Annotated in this window: 24 protein-coding genes; 5 read left to right on the plus strand and 19 right to left on the minus strand. The window is 49.2% G+C overall.

The window, feature by feature from the left end; translation table 11 throughout:
• From SD71_RS20310 to SD71_RS20360, 11 genes are all read right to left on the minus strand, one after another.
• On the minus strand, positions 1-975 hold the full coding sequence (locus SD71_RS20310) for a C-terminal binding protein (RefSeq protein WP_041067382.1): 975 nt from the start codon (positions 973-975) through the stop codon (positions 1-3).
• 39 nt (positions 976-1014) lie between these two features.
• On the minus strand, positions 1015-2097 hold the full coding sequence (locus tag SD71_RS20315; protein WP_052476455.1) for a DctP family TRAP transporter solute-binding subunit: 1083 nt from the start codon (positions 2095-2097) through the stop codon (positions 1015-1017).
• A gap of 101 nt (positions 2098-2198) precedes the next feature.
• The gene (locus SD71_RS20320; RefSeq protein WP_052476456.1) at positions 2199-3488 is read right to left on the minus strand and encodes a TRAP transporter large permease; all 1290 of its coding nucleotides are present in this window, start codon (positions 3486-3488) and stop codon (positions 2199-2201) included.
• On the minus strand, positions 3481-4002 hold the full coding sequence (locus SD71_RS20325) for a TRAP transporter small permease (RefSeq protein WP_041067388.1): 522 nt from the start codon (positions 4000-4002) through the stop codon (positions 3481-3483). The genes SD71_RS20320 and SD71_RS20325 overlap by 8 nt, the downstream gene beginning before the upstream one ends.
• Entirely contained in the window at positions 4003-4869 is an 867-nt protein-coding gene (gene hexR, locus SD71_RS20330; protein ID WP_041067391.1) for a transcriptional regulator HexR, read from the minus strand.
• 299 nt (positions 4870-5168) lie between these two features.
• Positions 5169-5951: an SDR family NAD(P)-dependent oxidoreductase gene (locus SD71_RS20335; RefSeq protein WP_041067395.1), complete on the minus strand. Its 783-nt coding sequence runs from the start codon at positions 5949-5951 to the stop codon at positions 5169-5171.
• A 117-nt stretch (positions 5952-6068) separates the two neighbouring features.
• The gene (locus tag SD71_RS20340; RefSeq protein ID WP_041067398.1) at positions 6069-7010 is read right to left on the minus strand and encodes a hypothetical protein; all 942 of its coding nucleotides are present in this window, start codon (positions 7008-7010) and stop codon (positions 6069-6071) included.
• Between the two features lie 20 nt (positions 7011-7030).
• The gene (locus SD71_RS20345) at positions 7031-8266 is read right to left on the minus strand and encodes a DUF4129 domain-containing protein (protein ID WP_041067401.1); all 1236 of its coding nucleotides are present in this window, start codon (positions 8264-8266) and stop codon (positions 7031-7033) included.
• Positions 8263-9399 carry a DUF58 domain-containing protein gene (locus SD71_RS20350; protein WP_041067404.1) on the minus strand — a complete coding sequence of 379 codons (1137 nt, stop codon included), beginning with the start codon at positions 9397-9399 and terminating at the stop codon, positions 8263-8265. The genes SD71_RS20345 and SD71_RS20350 overlap by 4 nt, the downstream gene beginning before the upstream one ends.
• Positions 9372-10376: an AAA family ATPase gene (locus tag SD71_RS20355; RefSeq protein WP_052476457.1), complete on the minus strand. Its 1005-nt coding sequence runs from the start codon at positions 10374-10376 to the stop codon at positions 9372-9374. The genes SD71_RS20350 and SD71_RS20355 overlap by 28 nt, the downstream gene beginning before the upstream one ends.
• Complete coding sequence (locus tag SD71_RS20360) at positions 10376-11206, minus strand: MBL fold metallo-hydrolase (protein ID WP_041067407.1); 831 nt, start codon at positions 11204-11206, stop codon at positions 10376-10378. Before SD71_RS20360 ends, SD71_RS20355 begins: the two co-directional genes overlap by 1 nt.
• Before the next feature lie 189 nt (positions 11207-11395).
• Here SD71_RS20360 and SD71_RS20365 point away from each other — a divergent pair, with 189 nt between their 5' ends.
• From SD71_RS20365 to SD71_RS20375, 3 genes are all read left to right on the plus strand, one after another.
• Positions 11396-12211 carry a hypothetical protein gene (locus SD71_RS20365; protein WP_041067410.1) on the plus strand — a complete coding sequence of 272 codons (816 nt, stop codon included), beginning with the start codon at positions 11396-11398 and terminating at the stop codon, positions 12209-12211.
• Positions 12208-12753 carry a hypothetical protein gene (locus SD71_RS20370; RefSeq protein ID WP_041067413.1) on the plus strand — a complete coding sequence of 182 codons (546 nt, stop codon included), beginning with the start codon at positions 12208-12210 and terminating at the stop codon, positions 12751-12753. Before SD71_RS20365 ends, SD71_RS20370 begins: the two co-directional genes overlap by 4 nt.
• Positions 12754-12838: 85 nt before the next feature.
• Complete coding sequence (locus SD71_RS20375) at positions 12839-14134, plus strand: serine hydrolase domain-containing protein (RefSeq protein ID WP_052476458.1); 1296 nt, start codon at positions 12839-12841, stop codon at positions 14132-14134.
• 14 nt (positions 14135-14148) lie between these two features.
• Here the strand turns inward: SD71_RS20375 and SD71_RS20380 are convergent, their stop codons facing one another.
• A complete protein-coding gene (locus SD71_RS20380; protein ID WP_200889632.1) occupies positions 14149-14739 on the minus strand; it encodes a nucleotidyltransferase family protein in 591 nt (196 codons plus the stop codon).
• A gap of 8 nt (positions 14740-14747) precedes the next feature.
• Complete coding sequence (locus SD71_RS20385; RefSeq protein WP_052476460.1) at positions 14748-15710, minus strand: phosphotransferase enzyme family protein; 963 nt, start codon at positions 15708-15710, stop codon at positions 14748-14750.
• Between the two features lie 92 nt (positions 15711-15802).
• On the opposite strand from SD71_RS20385, the gene SD71_RS20390 reads away from it, so the two are divergent.
• Entirely contained in the window at positions 15803-16441 is a 639-nt protein-coding gene (locus tag SD71_RS20390) for a LysE family translocator (RefSeq protein WP_041067416.1), read from the plus strand.
• A gap of 2 nt (positions 16442-16443) precedes the next feature.
• Here the strand turns inward: SD71_RS20390 and SD71_RS25220 are convergent, their stop codons facing one another.
• From SD71_RS25220 to SD71_RS20410, 5 genes are read right to left on the minus strand one after another with little or no spacing between them, the layout of a single operon-like run.
• On the minus strand, positions 16444-17517 hold the full coding sequence (locus SD71_RS25220; protein WP_235427264.1) for an Lhr family helicase: 1074 nt from the start codon (positions 17515-17517) through the stop codon (positions 16444-16446).
• A complete protein-coding gene (locus SD71_RS20395) occupies positions 17514-20837 on the minus strand; it encodes a DEAD/DEAH box helicase (protein WP_235427265.1) in 3324 nt (1107 codons plus the stop codon). The genes SD71_RS25220 and SD71_RS20395 overlap by 4 nt, the downstream gene beginning before the upstream one ends.
• A 13-nt stretch (positions 20838-20850) precedes the next feature.
• On the minus strand, positions 20851-21666 hold the full coding sequence (locus SD71_RS20400; RefSeq protein WP_041067419.1) for a GNAT family N-acetyltransferase: 816 nt from the start codon (positions 21664-21666) through the stop codon (positions 20851-20853).
• Positions 21667-21679: 13 nt separating this feature from the next.
• Positions 21680-22831 carry a copper amine oxidase N-terminal domain-containing protein gene (locus SD71_RS22665; RefSeq protein ID WP_052476462.1) on the minus strand — a complete coding sequence of 384 codons (1152 nt, stop codon included), beginning with the start codon at positions 22829-22831 and terminating at the stop codon, positions 21680-21682.
• Positions 22832-22859: 28 nt separating this feature from the next.
• The gene (locus SD71_RS20410; protein ID WP_041067422.1) at positions 22860-23219 is read right to left on the minus strand and encodes a MerR family transcriptional regulator; all 360 of its coding nucleotides are present in this window, start codon (positions 23217-23219) and stop codon (positions 22860-22862) included.
• A gap of 100 nt (positions 23220-23319) precedes the next feature.
• On the opposite strand from SD71_RS20410, the gene SD71_RS20415 reads away from it, so the two are divergent.
• Positions 23320-23643 carry a hypothetical protein gene (locus tag SD71_RS20415; RefSeq protein WP_041067425.1) on the plus strand — a complete coding sequence of 108 codons (324 nt, stop codon included), beginning with the start codon at positions 23320-23322 and terminating at the stop codon, positions 23641-23643.
• 58 nt (positions 23644-23701) lie between these two features.
• Here the strand turns inward: SD71_RS20415 and SD71_RS23340 are convergent, their stop codons facing one another.
• Positions 23702-23869: a DUF1427 family protein gene (locus tag SD71_RS23340; protein WP_082034380.1), complete on the minus strand. Its 168-nt coding sequence runs from the start codon at positions 23867-23869 to the stop codon at positions 23702-23704.
• Positions 23870-23955 lie beyond the last annotated feature (86 nt).

Here is a 23955-nt window from a genome sequence, read left to right on the forward strand (position 1 = left end):
TTAATCCTCCCATCTGTTAACCCATGCCCCTGGGGGGGAACCGGAAAAAACTTTGGCGATTTCCAAAGCCGCCTTTCCCTGCAAATCGCGCAGCGATTCTTCCGAATACCATCCCGTATGATCGGTGGCAATGACGTTATGCTGTTGAAAAAGAGGTTGATTCAGGTTAGGCGGTTCCATCTCAAATACATCAAGTCCCGCACCTAATATCTTTCTGTCCTGCAGCACTTGGGCCAAGGCTTCTTCGTCAACAAGACCGCCTCTTGCCGTATTCACAAGAATCGCATTCGGTTTCATTAAAGTTAATTTGGATCTGTCCAAAAGATGATAGCTTTCGGTTGTGAGCGGCAAATGAAGTGAGATCACATCGGATTCGGCACAAAGCTGTTCCAAAGTTACATACTCGACTTCAGGGACCGGATGTTTAGCAGACGGATCGTATACTAATGTTTTTCCGAATCCCAGTCCGGAAACCTTCTGATGAAAGGCCTGCCCGATTCTCCCAAATCCGATAATGCCAACCGTGCGTCCCTTTAAAGAATACATAGGCTCTCTGGGTCCGATGTTCCACGACCCGCCGCGCACCGCATGATCCCGAGATACGATCCGACGAGATACCGCCATCAGCAGCGCAAGCGCATGCTCCGCCACTTCATCGCTGCCATAATCGGGAACGTTCGCAACATAGATACCTTTTGCGCGTGCAGCTATCAAATCGATATTGTCGACACCGACACCATACCGGACAATAACTTTACATTTCTCCATTGCACCAATCGTTTGCGCGGTGATTGGCGTTTCACGAACCATGACTGCGTCCGCTGATCTTACGGCATCCAGCAATAAAACCAGGTCTCCACTGACGTGCACGTGCTCCACTGTTGAATGAAATGGGGCCAAAATTTCCTTTTCCATTTCATAATGCGGGTAAAAGGCATTCACGATCACGACACGCATGATTGAAGTTTCGGCCATCCGTCATTCATCCTTCATGATGAGAGTAAACGTCTGTGATTAACCTTTGCGAACGGAATCCACTTCTTTGAGAATACCGTCAACCCACTCGCTGCCCATCTCTTTTTTCATCCACTCTACTACGGCCGGTTGGGTAGCTTGACGGAATTTATCGATTTCCTCAGCGGAAAGCTCAGTAACGGTCATACCTTTATCCGAAAGGATTTTCGCCGCGTTCTTATCTTGATCCGACGTCATATTCCGGTGCGTGGCTTTCACCTGATTTACACCTTCGACGATGGCTTTTTGCTGTGCCGGCGTAAGACTTTGGAAAAACTTATCGCTGATCAAATAGGCGTGGAAACTATAAATGTGGCCGTCTAACGTAACGTATTTCTGAGTCTGATACATACTTGCCGCCAAAATGTTTGTGACTCCGTTTTCCTGCCCGTCCACTACTTTTTGTTCCAGCGCAGCCGGGAGCTCCGTCCAACCGATCGTTGATGGACTTGCACCGGTAGCTTTCATAAATTCCTCATATAATTTGCCCGGCTGAATGCGCATTTTTAATCCTTTTAGATCAGCGATGCTCTTGATCTCATGCTTACTGTTGGTAAAATGCCGGATGCCGTTATCCGCTAGAGCCAGGAAGCGGAGTCCCGTCTTGGACGCCATGTCTTCGCTCAATTTTTTCGTAAAATCGCTGTCGAACACGGACCAGGCTTCATTCTGATCCTTAAATAAGTAAGGAAGGTTGAATACACCAACCGGCGCGTATACCGATGCAACAGGTCCGTCATGAACAATCCCCATCTGGATCGATCCCAGTTTCATGCCTTCGAGCACAACATTCGCGTCACCCAATTGGCTAGCCGGATAAATTTCTACCTTAATGGAGCCGTTGGTCTGTTTTTCAACATATTCTTTAAACTGCAGCGAAGCTGCATGAGCCGGTTGATCCTCAGTACCAGGTTGAAAGTGCGTGATTTTCAGGGTCACGGTCTTACCGCCGGCGTTGCTTGGTGTACCGGCAGGCGAGCTGGAATTGGAATTGGATGCACTCTTGCTCGAACATCCGGATATTACGATTGCAGCCAATACGATCGTGGACAAAACAGAAGCCCAAACCTTCTTGTTTACCATGGTAACCCTCCTGAAAGTTTCGTAATTGATTCCAAATGATTCAGATGAATGCTAAGTTCCGTTAGGGCTGGTGGAACTTCACCTCCTTCAAGAGTGAAAGGTCAGTTTTTGAAACCGAATAAGTTCGGCAATCCTGTTGAAATTTCCGGTATGAACACGACAAGCAAAACAACCACCATCTCTGCGATGATCATCGGGATGATGGCGATACTGAGCCGCTCAATCCGGAGTCCGCCGCTTGCGCTGATGATAAATAGCAACGGCGCGATGGGAGGTGTGAGCATCCCGATTGCGAGAGTCAAAATAATAACCATGGCGACTTGCAGCGGTTCGGCTCCATACATATAAGCTGCAGGTGCCAAGACAGGCACAAGAATGACAAGTGATGGAAGCGTATCGAGAAATATACCTGCGATCAGGGAGATGAATGCGATGAGCAGCAGAATGACTAAGGTGTTGTCGGTCAATCCAGTCATCCACTCGGCCACACGCTGCGGCACTTGCGCATACGTCAGCACCCAGGAAAACGCGGAACCCATGGCAATCATGAGAAGAAGGGAGCAAGAAACGATCGTACTGTTCACGATGATGCCGAAAATATTTTTTAAGGTAAGACCTTTGGTGACAAAGAAGCCTACGACCAGCGCATAGAAAACCGCAACCGCAGAAGCTTCCGTAGGCGTAACGACTCCTCCGCGAATACCTACGATAATCAGAACCGGCATCAGAATCGCAGGCAGCGAATGAATAAAGCTTTTGAGCAACGTGATGAACGGTACTCTTTCACTGTGTGACCGGTAATTGTGCTTTCTCGATACGAAAAAATTCAGAACCATGAGCGAAAGCGCTAACAAAATGCCGGGGACGATGCCCGCAAGAAACAAGCCTGATACGGAAGTTTTGCCGTCGGTCAAAGCGTAAATGACCATCATGACACTGGGAGGAATGATCGGACCCAGTACGGCAACCGCGGCGCTCAGCGATCCGGCGTAATAAGGGTCATATCCCGACTTGCGCATCATTCTCGTGAAAATCGAACCCGGGCCGGCAGCGTCTGCAAGAGCAGAACCGCTCATTCCCGAGAACATTAAGCCGACGATAACATTGCCGTATCCCAACCCGCCGCGGATATGTCCGACCAAGTCGCGGGCAAAATTAATTAAGATTTGCGTTAATCTTCCGCCGCTCATCAAGTCGGAGGCGAGTATAAAAAACGGGATGGTCATCATGGGGAAAGAGTTGATACCGCTGTAAAGAGATTGAGGAAGAACTTCCAGCGGCACGTCGCCGATTAAAATCAAGGCAATGAACGAGGATACTCCAATGGCCAATGCAACAGGTACGCCGATGGCCAATGCGACAAAGAAGACGATCAACAATATGCTAATCACGCGATTCTCCTCCGATTTCATCTTGATAGGTCAATGTGCTGCTCACCAAGGAACCGTTAACCATGCTTCGGAAAATCGCGATAACATGCAGGATAAACAAGATTGAACCAATGGGGACCGCCATGTAAATCAATCCAAGCGGCCAACGAAGCGAAGCGCTGAGCTGGCTCATTGTTACCTTTGAATAGGAAAATCCAAGATAAACGAGAAACCCCATAAAAGCGATTACAACTAGCACAACAAGTGCACGGACATACTGTGCGATGCGTTTCGGAATATAATCGTACAAAGTTTCAATCGCGACGATCTGCCCTTCCCGCATGGCCAATCCGATACCGAGAAAAGTTATCCAAATCATGATCGTACTCGCCAGTTCCTCTGCCCAGTTGAACGAGGATTCAAAGAAATATCTGGCGGTCACGTTCCCCATCACGAGCAGAAACATGATAATGATCAAAATGCCAATAACCAGCCTGTTCAAGCCGACAAACCACTTTTCGATCCGAGCCAGCATTTATCTGTCACCCGTTTCCCGGTTTTTTTTGGATGTCAGTCCTCGTTTCATTCTCTTCAGCCGGTCTGTTAGCTGTTGTCCGTACTGCAAGGAGACCCCGACGACGAGAATGTCCAACACAAGCAGATGGGAAAACCTTGAGTTCATGGGCGTGTAAACATTCGTATCCTCGTCCAAATCAACGGCGACAACTTGAGAGCATTGCTGAGCTAAAGGAGAATCCGGAGTAGTGATGCCGATGACAACCGCTCCTGACTCGCGCGCGATCTGAACATTCTCGATCAGTTCTCTCGACCGGCCTGTGTGCGATATGACCACGACTGCGGAACGGCGGGTCATGACGCTGGCCGACATGCTCTGCATGTGCGAATCTGAATAATGAGCGCAAGGAACACCTAATCGGAAAAACTTGTGATACGCATCTGCTGCAACGACAGCCGAAGCCCCAAAACCCCAAAACTCGATCCAATCGACATTCGATAATGCGGTAACCGCGAGTTCGACTTGTTTATGATCCAACTTATTTACAACATTCGATAAAACATTAATTGTTGATCGGCCGATTTTGTTTATGTACTCCGAAGCGCTATCATCCGGACTCACCTCCCGATGTACATAGTAAGTGCCCACTGCCAGCTCTTTCACAAGTCTGAGTTTGAATTCGCGAAATCCCTCAATTCCCAACGAACGGCAAAACCTGACGATCGACGGGTCGCTCACGCCGGCAATATTTGAAAACTTGCCAATACTCATGTTTACGACCTCATGGGGCCGCTCCAGAATGATTTCACCGATCCGACGATCCGCCTTGCTGTACTGATCTAGATTATTTGTGATTTGCTCTAGAATAATAGAATTATTTCCCATGATCATCCTCATTTATGTAGTAAACTTACTTTATTAATCACATATTAACACCATATTTTTCTTTATGCAAGCCCTTTCATGTAAGTAATTTACCTACAAAATGGCTCAAAATGATATGGGTAATTCAGTGATGGCTAATCCGGAATACTTTGATTACTTCTTTGTCTCAATACAAAACAATGGCCGTTCCAATTAGGAACGGCCATTTTGCGTTCTTATCTACCCATTGCTCGTGATTCAAAAAAAATGTCGAATGTTGGAGGGGGACAGCCAAATTTGGTCGATATACAATTCGTCCATTATAACACCGCGGCTTTTCCTCCATCAATGTTAACCGCGGTTCCAGTCACATAAGACGCCGCTTCCGACACAAGGAAAGTGATCACGTTAGCGGCTTCTTCCGTTCGTCCGATGCGTCCGAGAGGTATCTGATGACGAGGATCGGCTGCAAACTGCTCCCAAGTCAGCTCCGGCGCCGTCGCTTGCCACATGCGCTCGATTTGATCGCTGCGGACAAACCCGATGGAAACCGCGTTTACCCGAATGTTATCGCCGGCCAAATCTTTGCTCATCGCCTTGGTGAGAGCCAATCCCGCAGCACGGCTGACGGACGTCGGCAAAGATGATTCGGTCGGTGTTTTTCCTCCGATTGCAGTAACATTCAGGATTGCGCCGCCTCCACGCTTACGCATGTAAGGAACGACAGCCCGAGCGAAATGAACCGCACCGAGAAGCTTCAAATCCAAGTCCGTGTTCCACATTTCAGTTGATACGTCTTCAAAAGGCATGGCAGCCATCGTTCCGGCATTATTAATCAGAATTTCGACGCCGCCGAACCGTTCGACAGTCATCTCCACAGCGAGGCGAGCTTCATGCTCCAGAGAGACGTCTGCCGAAATAATAAGCGGCTCTGTTCCTGTCTGCTCAACGATCAACCGTGCAGCTTTCTCCAGAGCTTCGATGTTCCGAGCAACGATTGACACTTGAGCCCCTTCGGCAGCCAGCGTCAGTGCCGCAGCAAGCCCGATGCCTTTGCTGCCGCCTGTGACGATCGCCGTTTTCCCTTGTAATCCAAGATTCATACTGATCTCCTCCATTTGCTTCTCTAAGCCGCGGCTTTTACTCTTTTCCTGATTCTCACAAAACACAGCAGCAATATCAAGCCCGCTGCGATATCGGTGAACCCTACAAACACAGGATTAAACGGATAGCCGCCCATTTTCGTAATGTAGTAACAGATAAACACGAAGATCCCAATTGCGCTGAAAAAAAAATATGAGCGTGTTCCGCAGCTTAAGCGCCAGCCATGCCGCAATCGCCGTCAACACGGCCGCAGCTGCCAGCACCAGCAGATTATGGTCACGCTCCACATTCGTTGGAAAGAGCAGCCTCTTCGGATAGGTATATGAAAAATACCAATCGTTATCCGGCAGACGATCGAACGCGGCTTTGTAGCTCAATGGGCCGCTTTTCTGCAGCGGTAAGTTGCTGTTCAGCCGGCTGCCAGGTTGCGCAAATTTTACCTCAAGCTCCACACGGGGATCCCCATCCCAAAACTCTGCCGGCGTTAAATAATACAAATGTGTAAATACCGTGTTGATAACGCCTTTATCATACATGCCTCCGCTGTCTCGATATCGGATGTGGATGTGCTTCCTTTCATTCGGTTTGAACGTCAAACTGAAGCGTGTTCCTGTTGCCTTAATTCCGTATCCATCGGGTATCTCTAATATTTTACTGCTTATAGGATCAACAACATTGTATTTGATGTCAGTGTGCCAATCGATGGGGATGCCTCTCGTTGCGGGAGCAGTCGTCAGCTTGTGACTCCCTTCAGTGACAGTGAAATCGCCGCTCGCAGGAGTGAGGAACAAGATATCGGCTGTCTTAATATGACCGTTTCTATTATGTAACTCGTATTCCACCAATACTTCGGTATCGTCGGCGCCATCGGGACCTCTAATCGAATATATTACTTTCTCTGCAACCAGCCTGATATTGGAATTAGGGTCAAATTGCAGATTTCCGTTGCCGTCAGCAGGCTCCATAAGAGGCCCCCCGTTGGCCAGTACCGTTGACGGCTGCATGAGTGACAAAATGCCGATCGCAGCAGCCACCCACATCTTGCGCCATACTGCCATTTTAACCCCCCTATCGAATATCAATCACCGCTTCCGGCATCCGGCTTTGACTTTAGACGTTCTAATGCTTGCCGGGCTTTCCGAATCATCAGCTCGTTGTCCTCCGATGAAGCGGCCGCACCATAGCGCACGCGCTCGTAGTTCATTGACAGTTCCTCCACATCGCGTTCCTGCACGCTATCCAAACATTGCTCCTGCCGGAGTCTTGCCGCAAATTCCCTTGGCGTTTCATGAATTCGGATGGGCTTTCCTTGTCGCTCAAACCATTGCAGCATTTGTTGATAGATTCGCCGAACGGGTGAATCGGATTGCACATATTGCAGTCCACGGCTTTCCGACCATTTGTTTCGAATGATTTGCACAGCGGGGACGGTTGGTGATATTGTTCGCCGGATCCCTTTCTTTTTTTGGAAAATAACCAAAATGGCCCCCGCAATAAGCATGATGGTCAGAATCAATGCCCAATCCGGTATATGTACAGGGTGAGATGCTGCCTGCCTCATTTCCTCTAACATCTGAGCCATTTGTTCCTCGTCGGCAGGTGGATTGTCCTCTTGAGATTCCAGCGGTGTTCTTTTGAACCGTCCGAGGAAAGAAGCTAGAAGATCCATAATCGGCACAAAAATCCACGCAGTCACATAAAGGATATATGGAAAAGCTGCCAGTATAAGAAGCGCCGCCACAAAGAAACCGACCGGAAGCATCGTGTTCCATATTTGAAGTTGCCACTTCCCGCGAAGAGTTCTCTGTATCAGCACCAATTGGAAGCAGCGCAAGAACAGGTAAGCAGCTACGCCGGCGACCAGTAATACGGGTGAAACGAGTGAACTTTTAAGTCCATATTGGAAACAGAAAAGACATAAGAACGGAATAACGAACGACTCCTGTAAAAAGTATCGGCGTGACATATACTCCATCGTTTGATCTTGCGATAATATACGGCTGAAGCGACTCACGAAAATGAATCCGATCACCGGCACCACTATCAGAAAACGCGTAGTTCCGAATGGAATGAAAAAAGACAGACTGCCTAAGATGATGGCGATTGCTCCGGCAGCGGCCACAACAGTTGAACCTGCCGATCTATTCAAAACATTCATTAACCATCCGCTTACAAAGAGAAGGATCGGAAAGCCAATCAGCACCGACATCTCATCCGAATCGACCATGAGGCCGGACAGCAGCAGAAGCCAGCTCATTACGATACAGCCTTCGAGAAAGCCAAACCATGGCGGTGAAATTTCCCGTTGAGTCAAGAGACTTCCCCCTTTTCCCCGGGTTCATCTTCTGATAACTGTTCGGTGAATGTCGGTACGCCCGGCAAAGTACCTGTCTGCTCGCCCCAATTCAGGTTATAAACTAAGACACTCTTGAATCTGCGGCTCATTCCGGCTAAAGCCCGAATGCCTTCTGCATCCCAATAAGATGTAAGCAGAAGAATGGTATCGTCTTGTGCAGCGTAATCGGATGCAGAATGGATCAAGTCAGCCATAGAAGATGTCGCATAGGGAGTGATTGAGCCCATCCGGTTAGCCAGACGCGCCGATTGATAAGCACCCGATGCGGCAGGTTCATAGCAGCTCCGCATAATGTTGTCATTGAGATTCGTCAGCAAGCCGACGGATGTTCCATTATCGATGAGCTTGTCGGCAATTTGGATAAGTCTCTCGCACATCACATCAATACGATGCTTGTAAAACGTCTTCCAAAATGGATACACCGTTTGCCCGTTAAAGAGAATAAGCACTTTGGAAGCCGTCGTATGACCGAATTGCTTCACCATTAACTCACCGCTCCTTGCGGTAGCGAGCCAGCTTATACCGCGAAGCGGGTCCCCTGCCTGATAAGGACGCAACCCCATGAACAGACTCGGGTCTTCACTATAGTAACGTCTTGTGCGCATCTCTCCGATTAACTCGGTTAACGCTTTCGTGACTTCGATCGGTTTCTTGCGGTTTGGCCGAATGACCATTCTTGCATGCACATAGACGGTTCGGTACTCTTTGCGCAGCCCTAGCAGATCCGTAAATTGTAAGTATGCTTCATTCCATTCGGCGACACCCCGGCGTGCCGCATAGACCGTGAAAGTCACTTCGGCGCTTTGACGGGGCATCAAATAGAAATCAATGTCGACTTGTCCCGTATCTGTATCGGATCCGCTTCTAAGATGTTCCGGCAGCACCCAAGAAAGCCTTATGCGAGGACAAGGCAATCGAGTCGGGTTAATAAAACGGCAGCGAAACGTTACAGGGTCACCGATGTCGACGATCGTATCCACGGGCTCCGTCTCGACGCGGATGCGGGGATATACCTTAGCTCCCCAATATTCAGGAGCCGCCCACAGCGAAAAGACTACCAGAATCAAAATAAACCATAACAACAGCCACATCGCTTTTTCCCGCTTCCTTTATGGAGTGACCGTAGCTCCGCCGGCACCGGAGTCCGTTCAAGGATGCCGAGCAGCGCCGACTCTTCGCTATCGCCTCTTGCTCTATATTCAGGCGTCAATTGCACACGATGAGAAAAAACAGGAACCACACCGCGTTTGATATCATCCGGTGTGACATAATCCCTGCCGTCCATCCATGCCAGTGCTTGCGACAACGCCATAAGAGCAAGGCTTGCGCGAGGGCTGGCGCCTGTGATGAACGCCTTGTCCTCTCTTGTTCGGCGAGCAATCTGTAAAAGATAGGTTTCCACATCTTTCGATAAGCGCACCGTCTTGCACTGCTGCTGGATCTCGCAAAGCTGCTCGGGGGTAATGACGGGATTCGGTTGTTCCGGCTGAATGCCGGAGCGAAACCTTTGAAGGATTCGCCCCTCTTCCTCCAGGTTCGGATAGCCCAGCTTTACTTTGACGAGAAACCGGTCCAGCTGAGCTTCGGGAAGGGGGAATACACCTTGAGATTCCAACGGATTTTGCGTCGCGATGACGAAAAACGGAGTAGATAGCTTTTCCGTCCGACCGTCTATGCTGACTTGACCTTCCGCCATGCTTTCAAGCAGCGCCGAAGCGGTGCGCGGTGTGGATCTGTTGATTTCATCGAACAACAGGAACTGGGTGAATATCGGTCCCTTGCGCAATTGGAATTCGCCCGTCTGCGGACGGTAGATCATGCCGCCCAGCAAATCCTGAGGCAGCAGATCGGGAGTTGCTTGAACCCGATTGAATTCCGCTTTGAAAGTTTGAGCAAGCGCTTTAGCCAACGTCGTTTTTCCCGTGCCCGGAACATCCTCAAGCAGAACATGCCCTTCGGCAAGAAGAGCGGCGACAATCAATTGCAATGCATCGTCCTGACCGATCACCTGCTTATGTACCTCTGAGAATACGCGGGACTTAAAGTCGTTATAATCATGCACTTTCATCACTTCTCCCCTTTTTCTACATACTCACTTTGAATAATGTTTACATTTTCTCTATGACAGCCGTCCGTGAAGGATGAGAGAAAGCCATGTTCTTGTCTAAGTGTATTCATCGCTTCCTCATCGCCGGCAATTACTGCTTGCTTTAACCGCTCTATGTAGTTGATGGACACGGCTATCCGCCGCTCCATCTCAGAAGTCTGCTCAGTGTGCTTACCGTGTCCCGGGATCAACAGCTTGGTTGGGTGACTCTCCAGCATCTTCTTCGCTTTAATCATCGTGCGTTCATATTCACGGGCGCTATGATAAATGAAAGGCAGCTCAAAATCCGATAGGTAATCTCCACACAAAAATATCCCGAGCGATTCGACAATGGTGAACAAGCCGTCATTGGTATGCCCCGGCGCTTTGTAGAAAGTTAATTGACTCGAGCCGATCTGAATCTGCTGGGTGTCTCTTTCAATGACGATATCGATTTGGGGGTATTCCACCGGATAATCCCGTGTAATATAGCGGCTTGTATCAAAATCATGGATAGACTTGACTCTTGCCTCTTTCTCCGGATGATCTCGCAGTTCGATACTGGCAATGGTCCTCGCTTCAGGGAACGCTTTGCAGCCTATAATGTGATCAAAATCGCCATGCGTGAACAAGAGAAAACGCTGTTTGTGCTGTGGAAGCGAGGTCACATGATTCCGGATTTGTTGGATTTCGCCCGGCAGCCACGCAGGATCCACTATTAAAATAAAATCGTCGGTTTCAATCACAGTTGAAGTTGTTTGGTACAAATCACTTTGGAAAATCGTCACACGCTCATTAGAAAATTGAATCACAGTTGGCACCTCATTTATGGCTTTATCTCTTGATAATAATTCGTCATATTCTCCGCCGATTCCTTGTGTTTCGAGTTCAATTAGCCAATCGCCTCGAGCAGATGTGAAGATTTTAGTTTGGCAACGCGACCAATATGACTGATGAAACGTCTAAGATGTATGGAAAATGTTCTGGAGTGGAGGGGCTCTGTGAAGAAATACTGGAAATGGTGGCTGCTCACCTTGGCGATGGCTCTGTCATGGGGCGGAAACTTGTGGGTTTACGAATCGCAAAAGCTTGAGAAACCGTTGTTTCTCAATCACTACTACGAATTGCCTGCTTCCCTGCTAGGTCACATGCGGCTTTATTATATTGCGAACAGTGACTCGAAACGGGAGCCCTATCAATTCGAGCTGCCGAACGGGATTCTTCTTAATGTCGCGGCTACGAGTACGTTCAGTGAACGCGGACGCTTACAGCTCCGGGAAGCGATTGTTACCGCCTATCCTGAAATGCTTCAGCAAATAAAAGAGCAATTGGCCTTTGAGCAAGTGAGTGTACGCTATAATGACGGTCTGGTAGAAACTGTGCCAATCGGAAAAGTCATCGTTCATCCTGACGAACAGAAAGAGATTACGTTGGCATCGCACTTGACAAGCGGTTCTAACGACGGAACCGGCCTCTCGCGTTATACCGTTCGGCATGATGTGCAGATCATCAAGGTTTCTCATAGTTTTCCGGAAGTGCTGGACGGAACGATAGATATTGAGTTTAACGGAAGGAAGGCAAACGACATAAGTGCATTTCCTATGGAACTGCGCGCAGGTGCGTCAGTTGCTATGTACTATCGCTTTCAATTACCGGAAGACGATATTCGCCGCTTCAATGCTTATCAGCTCTTAATTACTTATGAAAACTCGAAAGGCGAAACGGCCGGCACAGCGTTCGTCAACTCGCAGCCTGAGCTTTATGAGGATGATCTAGCCAATTACGTTCGATTCCGCAAAGGGGAGGCACAGCCATGAATGCAGCCTTTGTCCGATTCGGTTGGGGTGTGCTGTTCACGCTGATTGACTTCCGATTCGGGTTTTTCGACGTTCTACCCGATATTGTGGGATACGGTCTCATGTGGAGCGCAGTAAGAAATCTTGGACATTGGCGTAATGTCTACCTGAAGATGGAACCGATTGCCGCAATTCTAATGCTGCTGTCATTAGCGGAAATCTTCCCGGTCTGGGGTGTCCCGGGAGGGCCGGCGACCGCCTCCATCCCTCTGCTCGTATACAGCGGCATAATGCTATTCCTTACGATGATCTTCATCAATCATTTCATGTACACAGTTTCACGTCACGCAGCCGAAGCTTCCGCAAAGGAATTCGCGGCAACGGTCAATGCGCGCCGTAAATTTTTCGTCCTTATATCCGCAGTCTGGCTTCTTGCACTACCATTCTCGTTAAACTGGACAGAATCCATAGTGGAATGGACCTTCGTGATGGGCATCCTTTATATCATTGCACAGCTCTTGCTCTTCTTCTCATGTCGGGGTGCAGCAAAATTAATAGCATGAAAACCGTGAAAGAGGTGGGACCGTTGGTATAAAGTATCGTATCCCGATTTCTTATAGCTTCATATTCTATTAATCGGAGGATACAATGAGCGATATTCAGCGCATCAGAGAACGCCTGGATCAGGCACTCTCACAATTTGTTCAGGACCACCCCATTCCAGGCCTAGCCGTCGGTATCGTGAAAGACTATCGGACGATATACGCCAAAGGTTTCGGTGTGAGTAATGTAACAAAGGGCGAACCGGTCGACGAAAAGACGTTATTCCATATGGCTTCCGTGTCAAAAACGCTGGTCGCGACCGGGATCATGCAGTTGGCTGAGCGCGGAAAGATGAATTTGGACGGTTATGTTACGGAGTATCTGCCCTATTTTACGCTCTCGGACGACAGATTTCGGCTCATTACCGTCAGACAGCTGTTGAACCATACGTCGGGGATGCCGGATGAAGACGATTATGAATGGGATCGCCCGCAGTACGATAAAGAGAGTCTGGAGCGATACGTCAAAAGTATTGACGACAGACAGCTCATGTGGCATCCGGGCGAGCAATTCTTTTACAGCAATATCGGTTATGAAATACTCGGCGACATCATCGCCAAAGTGTCGGGTGTTTCCTTCGAGCAGTACATAAAGGAGAACGTCTTGCGACCGACAGGTATGGATTCCAGCTCCTTCTTAAAAACGGAGGCTGATGACGGTCAATTGGCGACGCCTCATATTTTGGGGCTGACAAAGGGTTACGGTGCGGAAGTTAGTGAGATTTTCCCTTATAACCGTGCTCATGCTCCAAGCTCCACGTTATACGCAAGCGCGGAAGAGATGTGCCGTTATGCGATTGCCCAATTGCATCAAGGCGATGTGCCCGGCGGTCAGAGGATTCTGCAGCAGGTAAGCTATAACGAATTGTGGAAGAAGTATGCCTCAACAGATTATGGTGCGGAGATGGAAGGGATCGGGCTATCTTGGTTCTTGGGAGAATATAAAGGCATCCGAATGGTGTCGCATGCCGGCAGGGACACAGGCTTCCGCAGCAACCTCATACTGCTGCCTGATGAAGGAATTGCTGTGAGCGTCATGACGAATTCCGATTATGTAGGACTGAAAATTGTGTACACCACTATTCTAGATGTCCTGCTGGGCGAAGATATCTCTCGTATCAAGAGGTCCATCGCCCATCACCTGGCGCAAATAACGGATTCCAGCGGCGTTGATGCTGCCATGAAGGAGTACGCAGACATTCAGCAGAATAATCCGGATCGCTATCTTGTTCTGCAAGGTGAATTCAACTTCATTGCAGATACGCTTAAGGAGAGAGGATTCTCAGGCGAAGCGGGCAAGTTATTGCAATTATCATCTATGTTGTTTCCGGAAGCGTCTTAATGATTAATAAAAAGTCAGCGGAAATCCGCTGACTTTTTGCTATGTATCACCGTAATCTTACTCCAGATCCCCTTCCAGTTCTTCTTTACGATGCGCTCTTCATAGATTACTGCCCCTTCTTTCGTTTCATCAAAATAGGGCGTCGGTTTCACCGCCAATTGAACAACATCTTCTATCCCGCAAGGAGCAGTTAAAATAACCTTATGATCATTGTTTAATGTCAGCCCCAAAGCCGTCGCTGTTTCCGGAAACTTGGAAATGGCATCTACCGAGGATGTATACGGCGGTATGCCGCTCACCCTATGCATTCTTGCCTCATTTTTGACCGACCAAGGAATTTCAGGATCGATCCTGCGCAGCTTTTCTTCGAGTCTCTTTTCTTCCGCTTCATCGATGTGAAGCTCATCGAAATAGATGACATCCACATCGGGCAAATGCGCTCTTTCACTAAAGCCGTGCAGCACATCCCAGATTTTAGAGCGTACAAATCCTGCACATACCCACCAATCCGGCAAATTTAAACGATGAACGGTTTTCAATATATGCATCATCCACTCGTCTTCCTCGACCAACCGGATGATGTCCCGTTCATTTTCTATTTTCAACAAGCCTGTCATCCTCTCAATAAAAACGGTTCTCCACACAAGTACTTTTTGCAGAAGCGGTTTGCTATGGCGGGCACACTTTCAGACAAATATTCGTATTCATCCGGATTTACCGAATGGAAAGCATACCCTCTAAATACTGCCCACAGAAAAAAAGCCTCTATTTGCCGCTCATAGTTATCCGGCAGCGCATGATACTTTCCATATGCTTCAACAAACAATTGGCGACGATCCGGCGTTAAATGCAGAAGAGTTTCCGCGACATCAAACAGGAAATATCCAAAGCCGCATGCCGAAAAATCAATCGGCCGCGCTTGCCCGTTATGGAAAACATAGTTGCTTTCATGGAGATCCGAATGAATGAGCCCCCATGACTCTTTCGTCGCGGGCAGTCGTGTAAATTCGCGGTCGATCACTGCCTCGGTCTGGAGAATAACCTCATATGTGGCGGAGTCGATTATTCCGTTGTCAACCAAGAGCTTGATCTGCTTACACGAAGTGTGCATGTGATCCGTTCCGTACAACGGGCGATTGAAGCCGGCAGGAACTGTCCAGCTTTGAGCATGCGTATGAAGAGTGGACATTAGAGAGCCTAGCGAAAGGATTTCAGCGGGTTCAGGCTGTCTGTCCAGAACTTCTCCTTCCACCCAATACTGCATCGTAACATAGACAGATTTATGTTCATCTGCCGTTACTAGCTTGGTCACTAAATGGCCGGTTTTATTTCTCATAGGCAAAGGAGTAACCAGCTCTGTGTCCTTACTGATCGCTTCAAGCCATAAAAGCTCGGATTCTATCATTGTCAGCGAATAGGATGGATTGAGAATTTTCAATAGGAATGAACCAGAGCTCGACTTCGGCACCACACGAAAAGTGACGTTGTCACTCTGTCCGAGAAATTCGATCCTGCAGTCGGACATCTGATAATGATCCAGAGCATGATGTGCGATGCTGTAATCATTTTGCGACAAGAGATCTACCCCCATATATTTACGAGCATGCAGCAATTCGGTACAATGTCTGAATAATGCACTCTATAACATACACAAAGGAATGAATAAAAATGGAGTTTCCTCATATTTGGTTGTTTTTGGCCGCAGTCGTTGTTCTCGTCGTTACTCCAGGCCCGGCTGTTCTTTACATCATTGCGAGAAGCATCGATCAGGGAAGAACGGCCGGTCTATTGTCGGTGATGGGGATAGCCGTCGGCGGATTCGTTCACGTGATCGCAGCAGCTGTCGGAATCTCCGCATTCCTTATGGCGTCCTCATTGGCCTTCAATATCGTCAAATATTTGGGAGCCGTGTATCTTTTATATCTAGGCTGCAAGAAGTTGTTCTTCTCACCTGCTGCGACGCCAGCGGAAATGCCAAAATTCGAGGCCAAAAAGCTTAAGAAAGTGTTTTTCGAAGCGGTTATCGTTGCCATTTTCAATCCGAAAACAGCACTATTCTTTCTCGCCTTTTTGCCGCAATTCATCTCACCCTCTGCCGGATCAACTCCACTTCAGTTTTTAACCTTAGGGTGTATTTTTCTTGTCATTGCTTTTATCAGTGACGGAACTTACGCGATTCTTGCATCCAGTCTTCGAAAATGGGTGACAGGGAGCCCCCTGAAATCCAAAATCCAAGACTGGTTTACCGGCGGAGCCTATATCGCAATGAGTATGGTTGCTGCCTTTACGCATGGCGGGCAAAAATAATCTCAATTCGACCAGAATACGAGGGATTTGAGGTCACGTTCCGCCCCAAGCTGCAGAAGCCGCTTGCCGGCGTCCGTGTCTGTTACTGTCTCTCCATCCCATAGATCCACTGAAATTTTTACTAAACCTTGCCTGCGGATGATAGATTGGAAGGCCGCTTTAAGCAGCGCCGCTTGTTCTTCCACAGGAGTGACCTCCGCATGGGAACCAGGCAGACTAAATATCCGCTTGCCATTGTTCTCAATCCAGTACAACCACCGATCACCTTTCAGCACCAAATAATTCCCCGGCTTACGGGCGAAGGACGCACCTTCAACCGATTGAGGCCAGTCGATGATTAACCCGAACGGGTTGGCCGGATCTGCGGAAGAGAGTACAGTGGACGATGTGTCCGAAGACACAGGCAGCGGCTTACGCACCGTGTCGCTGAGCTCCCGTGTCGTGAACTGCAGCGTCGACATTCCTTTAATGAACGTGCCCCTTGTCAGTGCGCCCCACTCTTCCAAACGTTTTAACATCGGATAGAAAGTATCCCAAGAGAATGGAGCAGCTTTCGCAGTCAGCTCCTTGTTGATCATTCCGTATCCCTTCAGCAAATGGTTCACCCAGGTCAAAACCGGCGACTCTGTTGCTGCGGCTTCCTCTCCTTGCGCAGAATATGCGTCCTCCTCGGACAGCATGCTTGTTGCGTACCAACGGCCCAGACCGGATCCCGTTTTCGCCCATCTGGAGCTTTTGACGTTGGCATGAAGCCGAAGAGGAGCGAACTGATCATTGGAGACGCGGCCTTCCCATACGAGCTCCAGTAAGTCCGGAATCAGCTCCGAAGGCGGCTTGTCCGTTTCCCGGCTAAGCCGGGTGAGGAAGCTGGCGCCCCCCTCCTCCAAAAGTTTCAGAAGCTTCGGATGTTTGGTCGGCTCCTGTGTCGTACCGTTCAAGAAAGGCTCGTATAAAGACTTGGAGCTCGCAAGGAAAAAGGCGATTTTGCCTTCTTTGTCCCCTTCGTCTTTGCAGCCGATCCATATGACTTCGCCCGATGCGCAAAGCAGATCAAGCTCTTCCTTCCGGTAATTCACCAGCCGGGTCGGAAAAAAATCGACTCCCAGTGAGACAGCGGAAAGAACAGTCCTTGCAGCCGTTCGATCACAGTGCGAAGCCCATTGCTGCCTTGCTGTTGTGTTCCTTGAAGCGCGTGCTGCATCATGGCGATTTGGCCGCACCAGCGTGCCGGTTCTACCGGCTCTGCCTGATTGCGCGCATGGCGGATCGACAGCCGCACCAGCCGAGAGGCGACTTTGGAGCTTGTCCATAGCCGCTCCTCTTCATCGGCAGCGTGCGGCGCTTGCTCAATTAACCCGTTCGCAAGCAGTTGCTCCACCGCTTTTGTCGCTCGTTCTAAAGTAAGTGCGGGGTATCTGTCGCATAGATCGGCTTCAGTGAAGGAAAGCAGATGGTCGACGTAGCGCCCGAGCACGAAATTAACGGATTTCTCCGTCTCCGGAAATTCCGCGTACATTTCCTGTTCATCGGAACTGATCCAACGATATTCTCCGTCACCCTCTAGATCCAACGGCAGCGCACGTTCCTGATCCTGCAGCAGCTGCAGCCATTCCAGCGCCAGTTCCCCTGCCAGCTTCGTTAATTCTTGGGCGGTCAAGTCACCGCGGGTTTTAAGCAGAGCAGCGAGCTCGTCCGCATTGGTCGGACGGCGCTCAGGCTCGCTCATCCGACGGCTCTCCTGTTGTATGACTTCCTCGCTTATCGCATTGCCGAGCGTCTCCGATCCGAAAAGCTGACCGGCCATTTCCTTGCTTACGTTCATCAACTGGAGACGGATGGTTTCGTCCATTCCGTCGCCTTCGTATATTTTCATGTTCACATAATCCATTAGAAACTGTGAGGCGAAAGGAGAGGGAAACGGCGTCTCCCGCACGACAAACTCCATCTCATTTGCCGCTAATTGTCCCAGCACACGTTTGAGGTCGTCATAGCCCAAATAATCGTGGAGGCATTCGGACATGGCTTCCCTTAGGTAAGGAAAATGTTCCGCATAGGGCATCGCATCGCGGAGGAGCGCTTCGCTGCGAAGCCGTTTCTGCCACATTGGAGTGCGGCTGAAGCTGCGAGAAAGCAGCAGCGAAGTCTCCGCGATTCTGCGGAAAGCGATTCCCAGCAGCGGTGAACCGCTAATGCCTTCCGTTAGCAGTTCCTCCAGATTCGCAGGTGTCACATGATAGATCGCCTGAAGCCATGACGAATCCCACTCGGGCAGCACGAATTCAATGCCGTTGTCCTTGGCGTTACCATATAAGCGGTACGGAAGCAGCCTCTCGAACTGCCGCTCAATGGCGAGCAGCCAGGCGCGATTCACCTTGCGGCCGAAGTGGTTATGCAGAATCACATGTGTCTGGTTCATCACATCGCGATAATACTCAATGACGATCTGCCGATCCGTAGGCAATGCGCAGGCATGATGTTGCGAACGCACAAGGGTAAGCAGCTCTTCCGAGGTCAACCTGTCCATTCCGTAAACCTCTTGCAACCAATCGACCGCTTGCTTATTCAGCTCCGCTTCGTTGGTCGACGCCGTTTCGTCCGAGAGTTGCAGCCGTGCTTCAACTGCACGCAGAAAAGCGCCGATTTCCACACCGACTTCATAACTGCGGGCGCCCGCTTCGTTGCGCCAAAAAGGAATCTGGCTGAACCGGTTACCCGCCTCCGACACATAAACCCGATCATTACGGATCTCGCGAACCATCCACGAGCTTGTCCCAAGTTGAAATACGTCGCCGACGCGGGTCTCGAGAATGAATTCTTCATCGAGCTCGCCGAGATGGGCCCGGCTGTCCAGATGATGCACCGGATAGTTGCCGCTCTGCGGGATGGTTCCCGCACCGGTTAAAGCGGCCATCGATGTGTTTTTTCTTTTGCGTATCATGTTTGTGTCGCGATCCCAGTCGAGAAGCGGGCGGGCGAACGGGTAGAATCCGGCCAACACCTGCAGCATTTGTTCCAACCGTTGCAGAGGATAATGGTGATAACTGTCACTATGCATGATAAGGCGGTGCAGACTGGCCACCTTCCAATCGCCCATGGCCGCCATTGCGGTCACGTGCTGGGAAAGCACGTCCATCGGACCTTGCGGGATACGAATATCTTCTATTTCACGATGGGCAATCTGTCGACTTAGCACTGCAAGCTCCGGTAAGACAGCTTTCTGCCGTGCCAACAGGAGTCCGCAGCTGGCTTCCCCGACGGCATGGCCGGCCCGGCCGATCCGCTGAATGCCTCTTGCGGCTTCCTGCGGAGAATCGACTTGTATAACCAGATCGATATGACCGACATCGATACCCAGCTCAAGCGATGAGGTCGCCACAATACAGCGAAGCGTCCCCTCCTTGAGCATCCGTTCCACTTCAAGACGCCGCTCCCGGGATATGCTGCCGTGGTGGGAACGTGCCATTTCGTAGCCTACATGATCATTAAGGCGTAAACATAATCTTTCGCACAATCGACGACTGTTCACAAACAGCAATACCGAGCAGCAGCCTTCCATCGCATGCATAATACGTTCCAACAGCGGCTGCCACACTTCTTCCCTCGTCGTGATCGGCTTGCTATTATCCGGCATGGTGACCAAGACGCGGATGTCTTTGCTCATCGTGCTCTCTACGATTGTCACCGGGCGGGGGCTCATTCCGATCACGTCCGAATCCGTAGATTCCTCCGTTTCCTGCCATCCCGCTAGAAAACGCGCAACACGATCCAGCGGCTTCTGCGTTGCCGACACCCCGATGCGCTGAGGCGCTTGCATGCATCCATGTGCCAGCCGTTCAAGGGACAGCGACAAATGTGCGCCTCGCTTATCGGCCGCCAGATCGTGAATCTCATCCACAATCACTTGTTCAACCGTCTGCAAGATCTTGCGTCCTTTGTCCGAGGTCAGCATGATAAAGAGTGATTCCGGCGTGGTGATCAGCACATCCGGAGGATTACGCATGATGGCTGCCCGTTTGCTTTGGCTCGTATCACCTGTCCGGACTTCGCATCGGATCCCCGGCCATTCGACATCGCTCTCAGCCGCGCGGCCTTCCAACTGTTCGACGAACTGGAGCACATGATGATGAATGTCATTGTTCAGAGCTTTCAGCGGAGTGATATATAAGATTTTGACGCCTTTATTCGGGCTTGAGTTTTTTGATCGGACTACATTGTCCAGACACGGCAGCAATGCCGCCAACGTTTTGCCTGATCCTGTGGGAGCCGCAATTAAAGTATGGCTGCCTTCATTAATGGCTTGCCAGGCCTGCTTTTGGACATCGGTAGGCAGTCCGAATGATTCCGAGAACCAGGCGGAAAGCACAGGATGAAAAGGGATTGCTCTCTCCTCGGACACTCCGGTCGCCTCCTCAGCTTGTCGTTGTAAACCTTATATCCAGTACTTGCCCACTCTCCACGAAACCAATCTTCTTATAGATTTTATTGGCGTCCGGATTCTGTGAATCTGCGTATAACATCGGTACTAAAGACTCGCTTTCTAGTATTGCACACAATCCGGTAACGATAGCAGTTGCATATCCGTTCTTGCGATAAGAAGCCGGGGTATAAACAGCATTGATCCTTGCTTGTCTCGGAGCACGATGCGCGATATTAGCCATCGATACCGGACGCTCATCCACAATCCAGAGGTGCAAGTTACCGCTTTTGATCATCCCCTCTGCCACAGCAAGTTGGCTTACGGGATCAACTGTCTCCTCATAGGCTGCCTGCAAAAAGCCTGCCAGAAACTCCGCTATCGTCTCCACATGTTGTTCAGCAGCAGCTTGAATTCTACCGGGAATATTGGCTTTCACTATTTGTGGACAGCAGTAGGCTTGCAGCAGCTTATAGGAATGGTATTCAACATTGTGTACCTCAGAAAAAGCCCATGCAAACATCTCCGCTGCTCGGGGTTCTCCCGTAATTCCGGGCGACGGTGTTCCTCCCAAATAATCAATTAATTGTTTGATCATTACTTTTCTTTGCTCGTCCGCCACTTGATCTGCAATCCATAACCAACCATTGTTACCGGGTGTTTGAGCAAAAACCATTGTTCCGTCATTGTATTTTAGACATGTTGCGTCTTCTGACTCCGTAATTCTGTGAATTAAATTGTACTGAACTTCATCTTTCATAAAGAGTTCTTCACTCAACAGGGGGTCGTTTGCCGATAGTTTTTGTAACATACGTTTCCTCGTTTCATTTCAGCTTAAAGCTAAACATGTGGTCCTTATTATCAAAAATACTGTGATAGGAAAAATGGAGCTGTCCGTCTTTTTCACTTTCGAATTTAATATGGTCACCATGATAGGGTACATCGTTCGTCTCAGCATATTCTTGTTCTTGGGCGTTCAATTGTTTGTAGATCTGCGTCGTATCGCCGGTTTCCAAGTCAATAAGCGTCAAAAGACCCGTTGTGTTCGGCCTGACTAGCGCATATGTTTGCCCGATTCCCTCGACTGAGAACGTTTCGTCGTTCCCGGTCATTGCGACCAGATCATACTCTTTCGTTAATTTACCGGTCGCATCAAGCAGAAATATCGCTTTTCCATCAGTCATGACCTGATGGCGGCCGTCGAAAGTCACATTCGGCGTATACCGCTGCCAGTAATGAACCTTGGTTTGTTTCACAATGGCCCCCTTAACGATTAATGCGGTATACACATCCGTATTGAGCAGCGGCTCTCCGTAGTAATCCTCTACAATCAGCTGGTCTACGCCCCCGGATGAAGCAAGCTTCATTGTGCTGAACCTTTGCAAATCAATATTCATAGCTCCAAGCAGATTCGGTTGGCTGTCGTAAGGCTTCGCTAGAAACACCTGACCGTTTTTTCGATTCAGCCAATAGAATGAATTCACGCCTATCACTGTATCGAAATCAAGCTTATGGGTTATATCGACTGTCTGACTTTTACTATTCCAATTTACCGAAGCCCCCAGTATTTCCGCTGCTGCGCGGAAAGGAACATACACATGGCTTTCTTTCACGATCGGCGTGGCAGAGAGCTTGACTTCAGCTCCATTCCTAGTCACGGTCGCTTTTCCTAGAGTAAGAACAATGGTCTGATCCGGCCGTGTAATGATCACCTTCTTCGTATGACTTTGCCACACTACAACCGCTTTCAATGCGCTGGAAATCTCCCGCAGCGGTAGATATACAGTGCCCTTTGACACGTAAGGGTTCGATTCCGGTGTATATAATGCGCCATTCATCATAATCGTTATCGCTTGACTGGCAGTAGCAGCAGCGGACACCGAATGATAGGACGAAATTACACTTCCGGCAAGCAGCCCTGCTGCCAGACAAGCGGAAATGGCGGAAAGCTTTAACCTCGGTAGCGTTGATTTCATAGAAAATCATCATCCCTTCTGTTCTTTTTTACACCAATAACAGTTTTACTTCTTCGAGCTGCTTCTCCAGCTTCATTCTTCTTTCACGCAACAAATCTTCCTCATTGCGAAGCATCTCCAGGTGGTTGGTCAAATGTAGAATCACCTCTCGCACCAATCCTTGTTCCCCGCATCCGATCGCCCTTTTCAAGTCAAACAGCAATTGAATATCTTTTAAGGACAAACCCATCCCTTTCAATTCCAGAATGACCTGAAAATCCAGAACTTCCTTTTGCCCATATTCCCTCCGGCTCTTAACACGTTTGGGTGTTACAAGATTCAAATCTTCATAGTGCCGGACCGTTTCTTTGGTGGTGTTCAGCAGTGCGATAAACTCGCTGATTTTCATAGCGGCCAGCTCCTTTGTGGATTGAGGGTTGACATGTGGTTAACCACACTCCTTTTAATGATGTCATCGGCTTTGGTCGAATGATAAAGGGAGTGGTGAGATGACGATTAACGAATGGATTGCGGTCTGCACAGCATGCTTGTATGGAGTGATCACAGCATCGGGCAGTGTAATGCAGATCAGTCGAAAAATGATACCTCTGTGGTCGGCTTCCGGAATGTTGATCGGCGGTATGTATTTGCTTGCCGTTGGAGTACTTATTATTGCGAACCCGCTGGCGGAGATTTTGATGCTTCCGGGTCTCGTACTACTTCATGTGTTGGCCGTTGTCAACGGGTTTCATATGCACGGCCGAATAAACTTAAGCCATCACATAATTCGACTGGTTCTGTCTTCCATTATAGCAATATTATTATTGGTATAGAGTTTTTTGCACAGCAAAAAGCCGTGGATGAACAAGTTCACCCACGGCTCTGTGCCCTTTATCTCAACCAGTCAAGCACCCGTTCGGTGAGCACGCCGCCCAAGAAAATTCCCACGATGCCGATAATCCCTGATAGAACCGGCGGGGCAGGCAACGGCAGCTTAAGTAATTTAAAAATGCATCCCACGATGAGTCCCGTTACCAGTGCCAGGATCAATTCTTTCATTCGTTACTGCCCTCCAACTTCAACGATAAGTAAATGTTGAACATCATTATTTTATCCTTCGTTGACTACCGTCAACCGTATTCGTT

Source organism: Cohnella kolymensis (assembly GCF_000829465.1).
GTDB lineage: Bacteria > Bacillota > Bacilli > Paenibacillales > Paenibacillaceae > Cohnella > Cohnella kolymensis.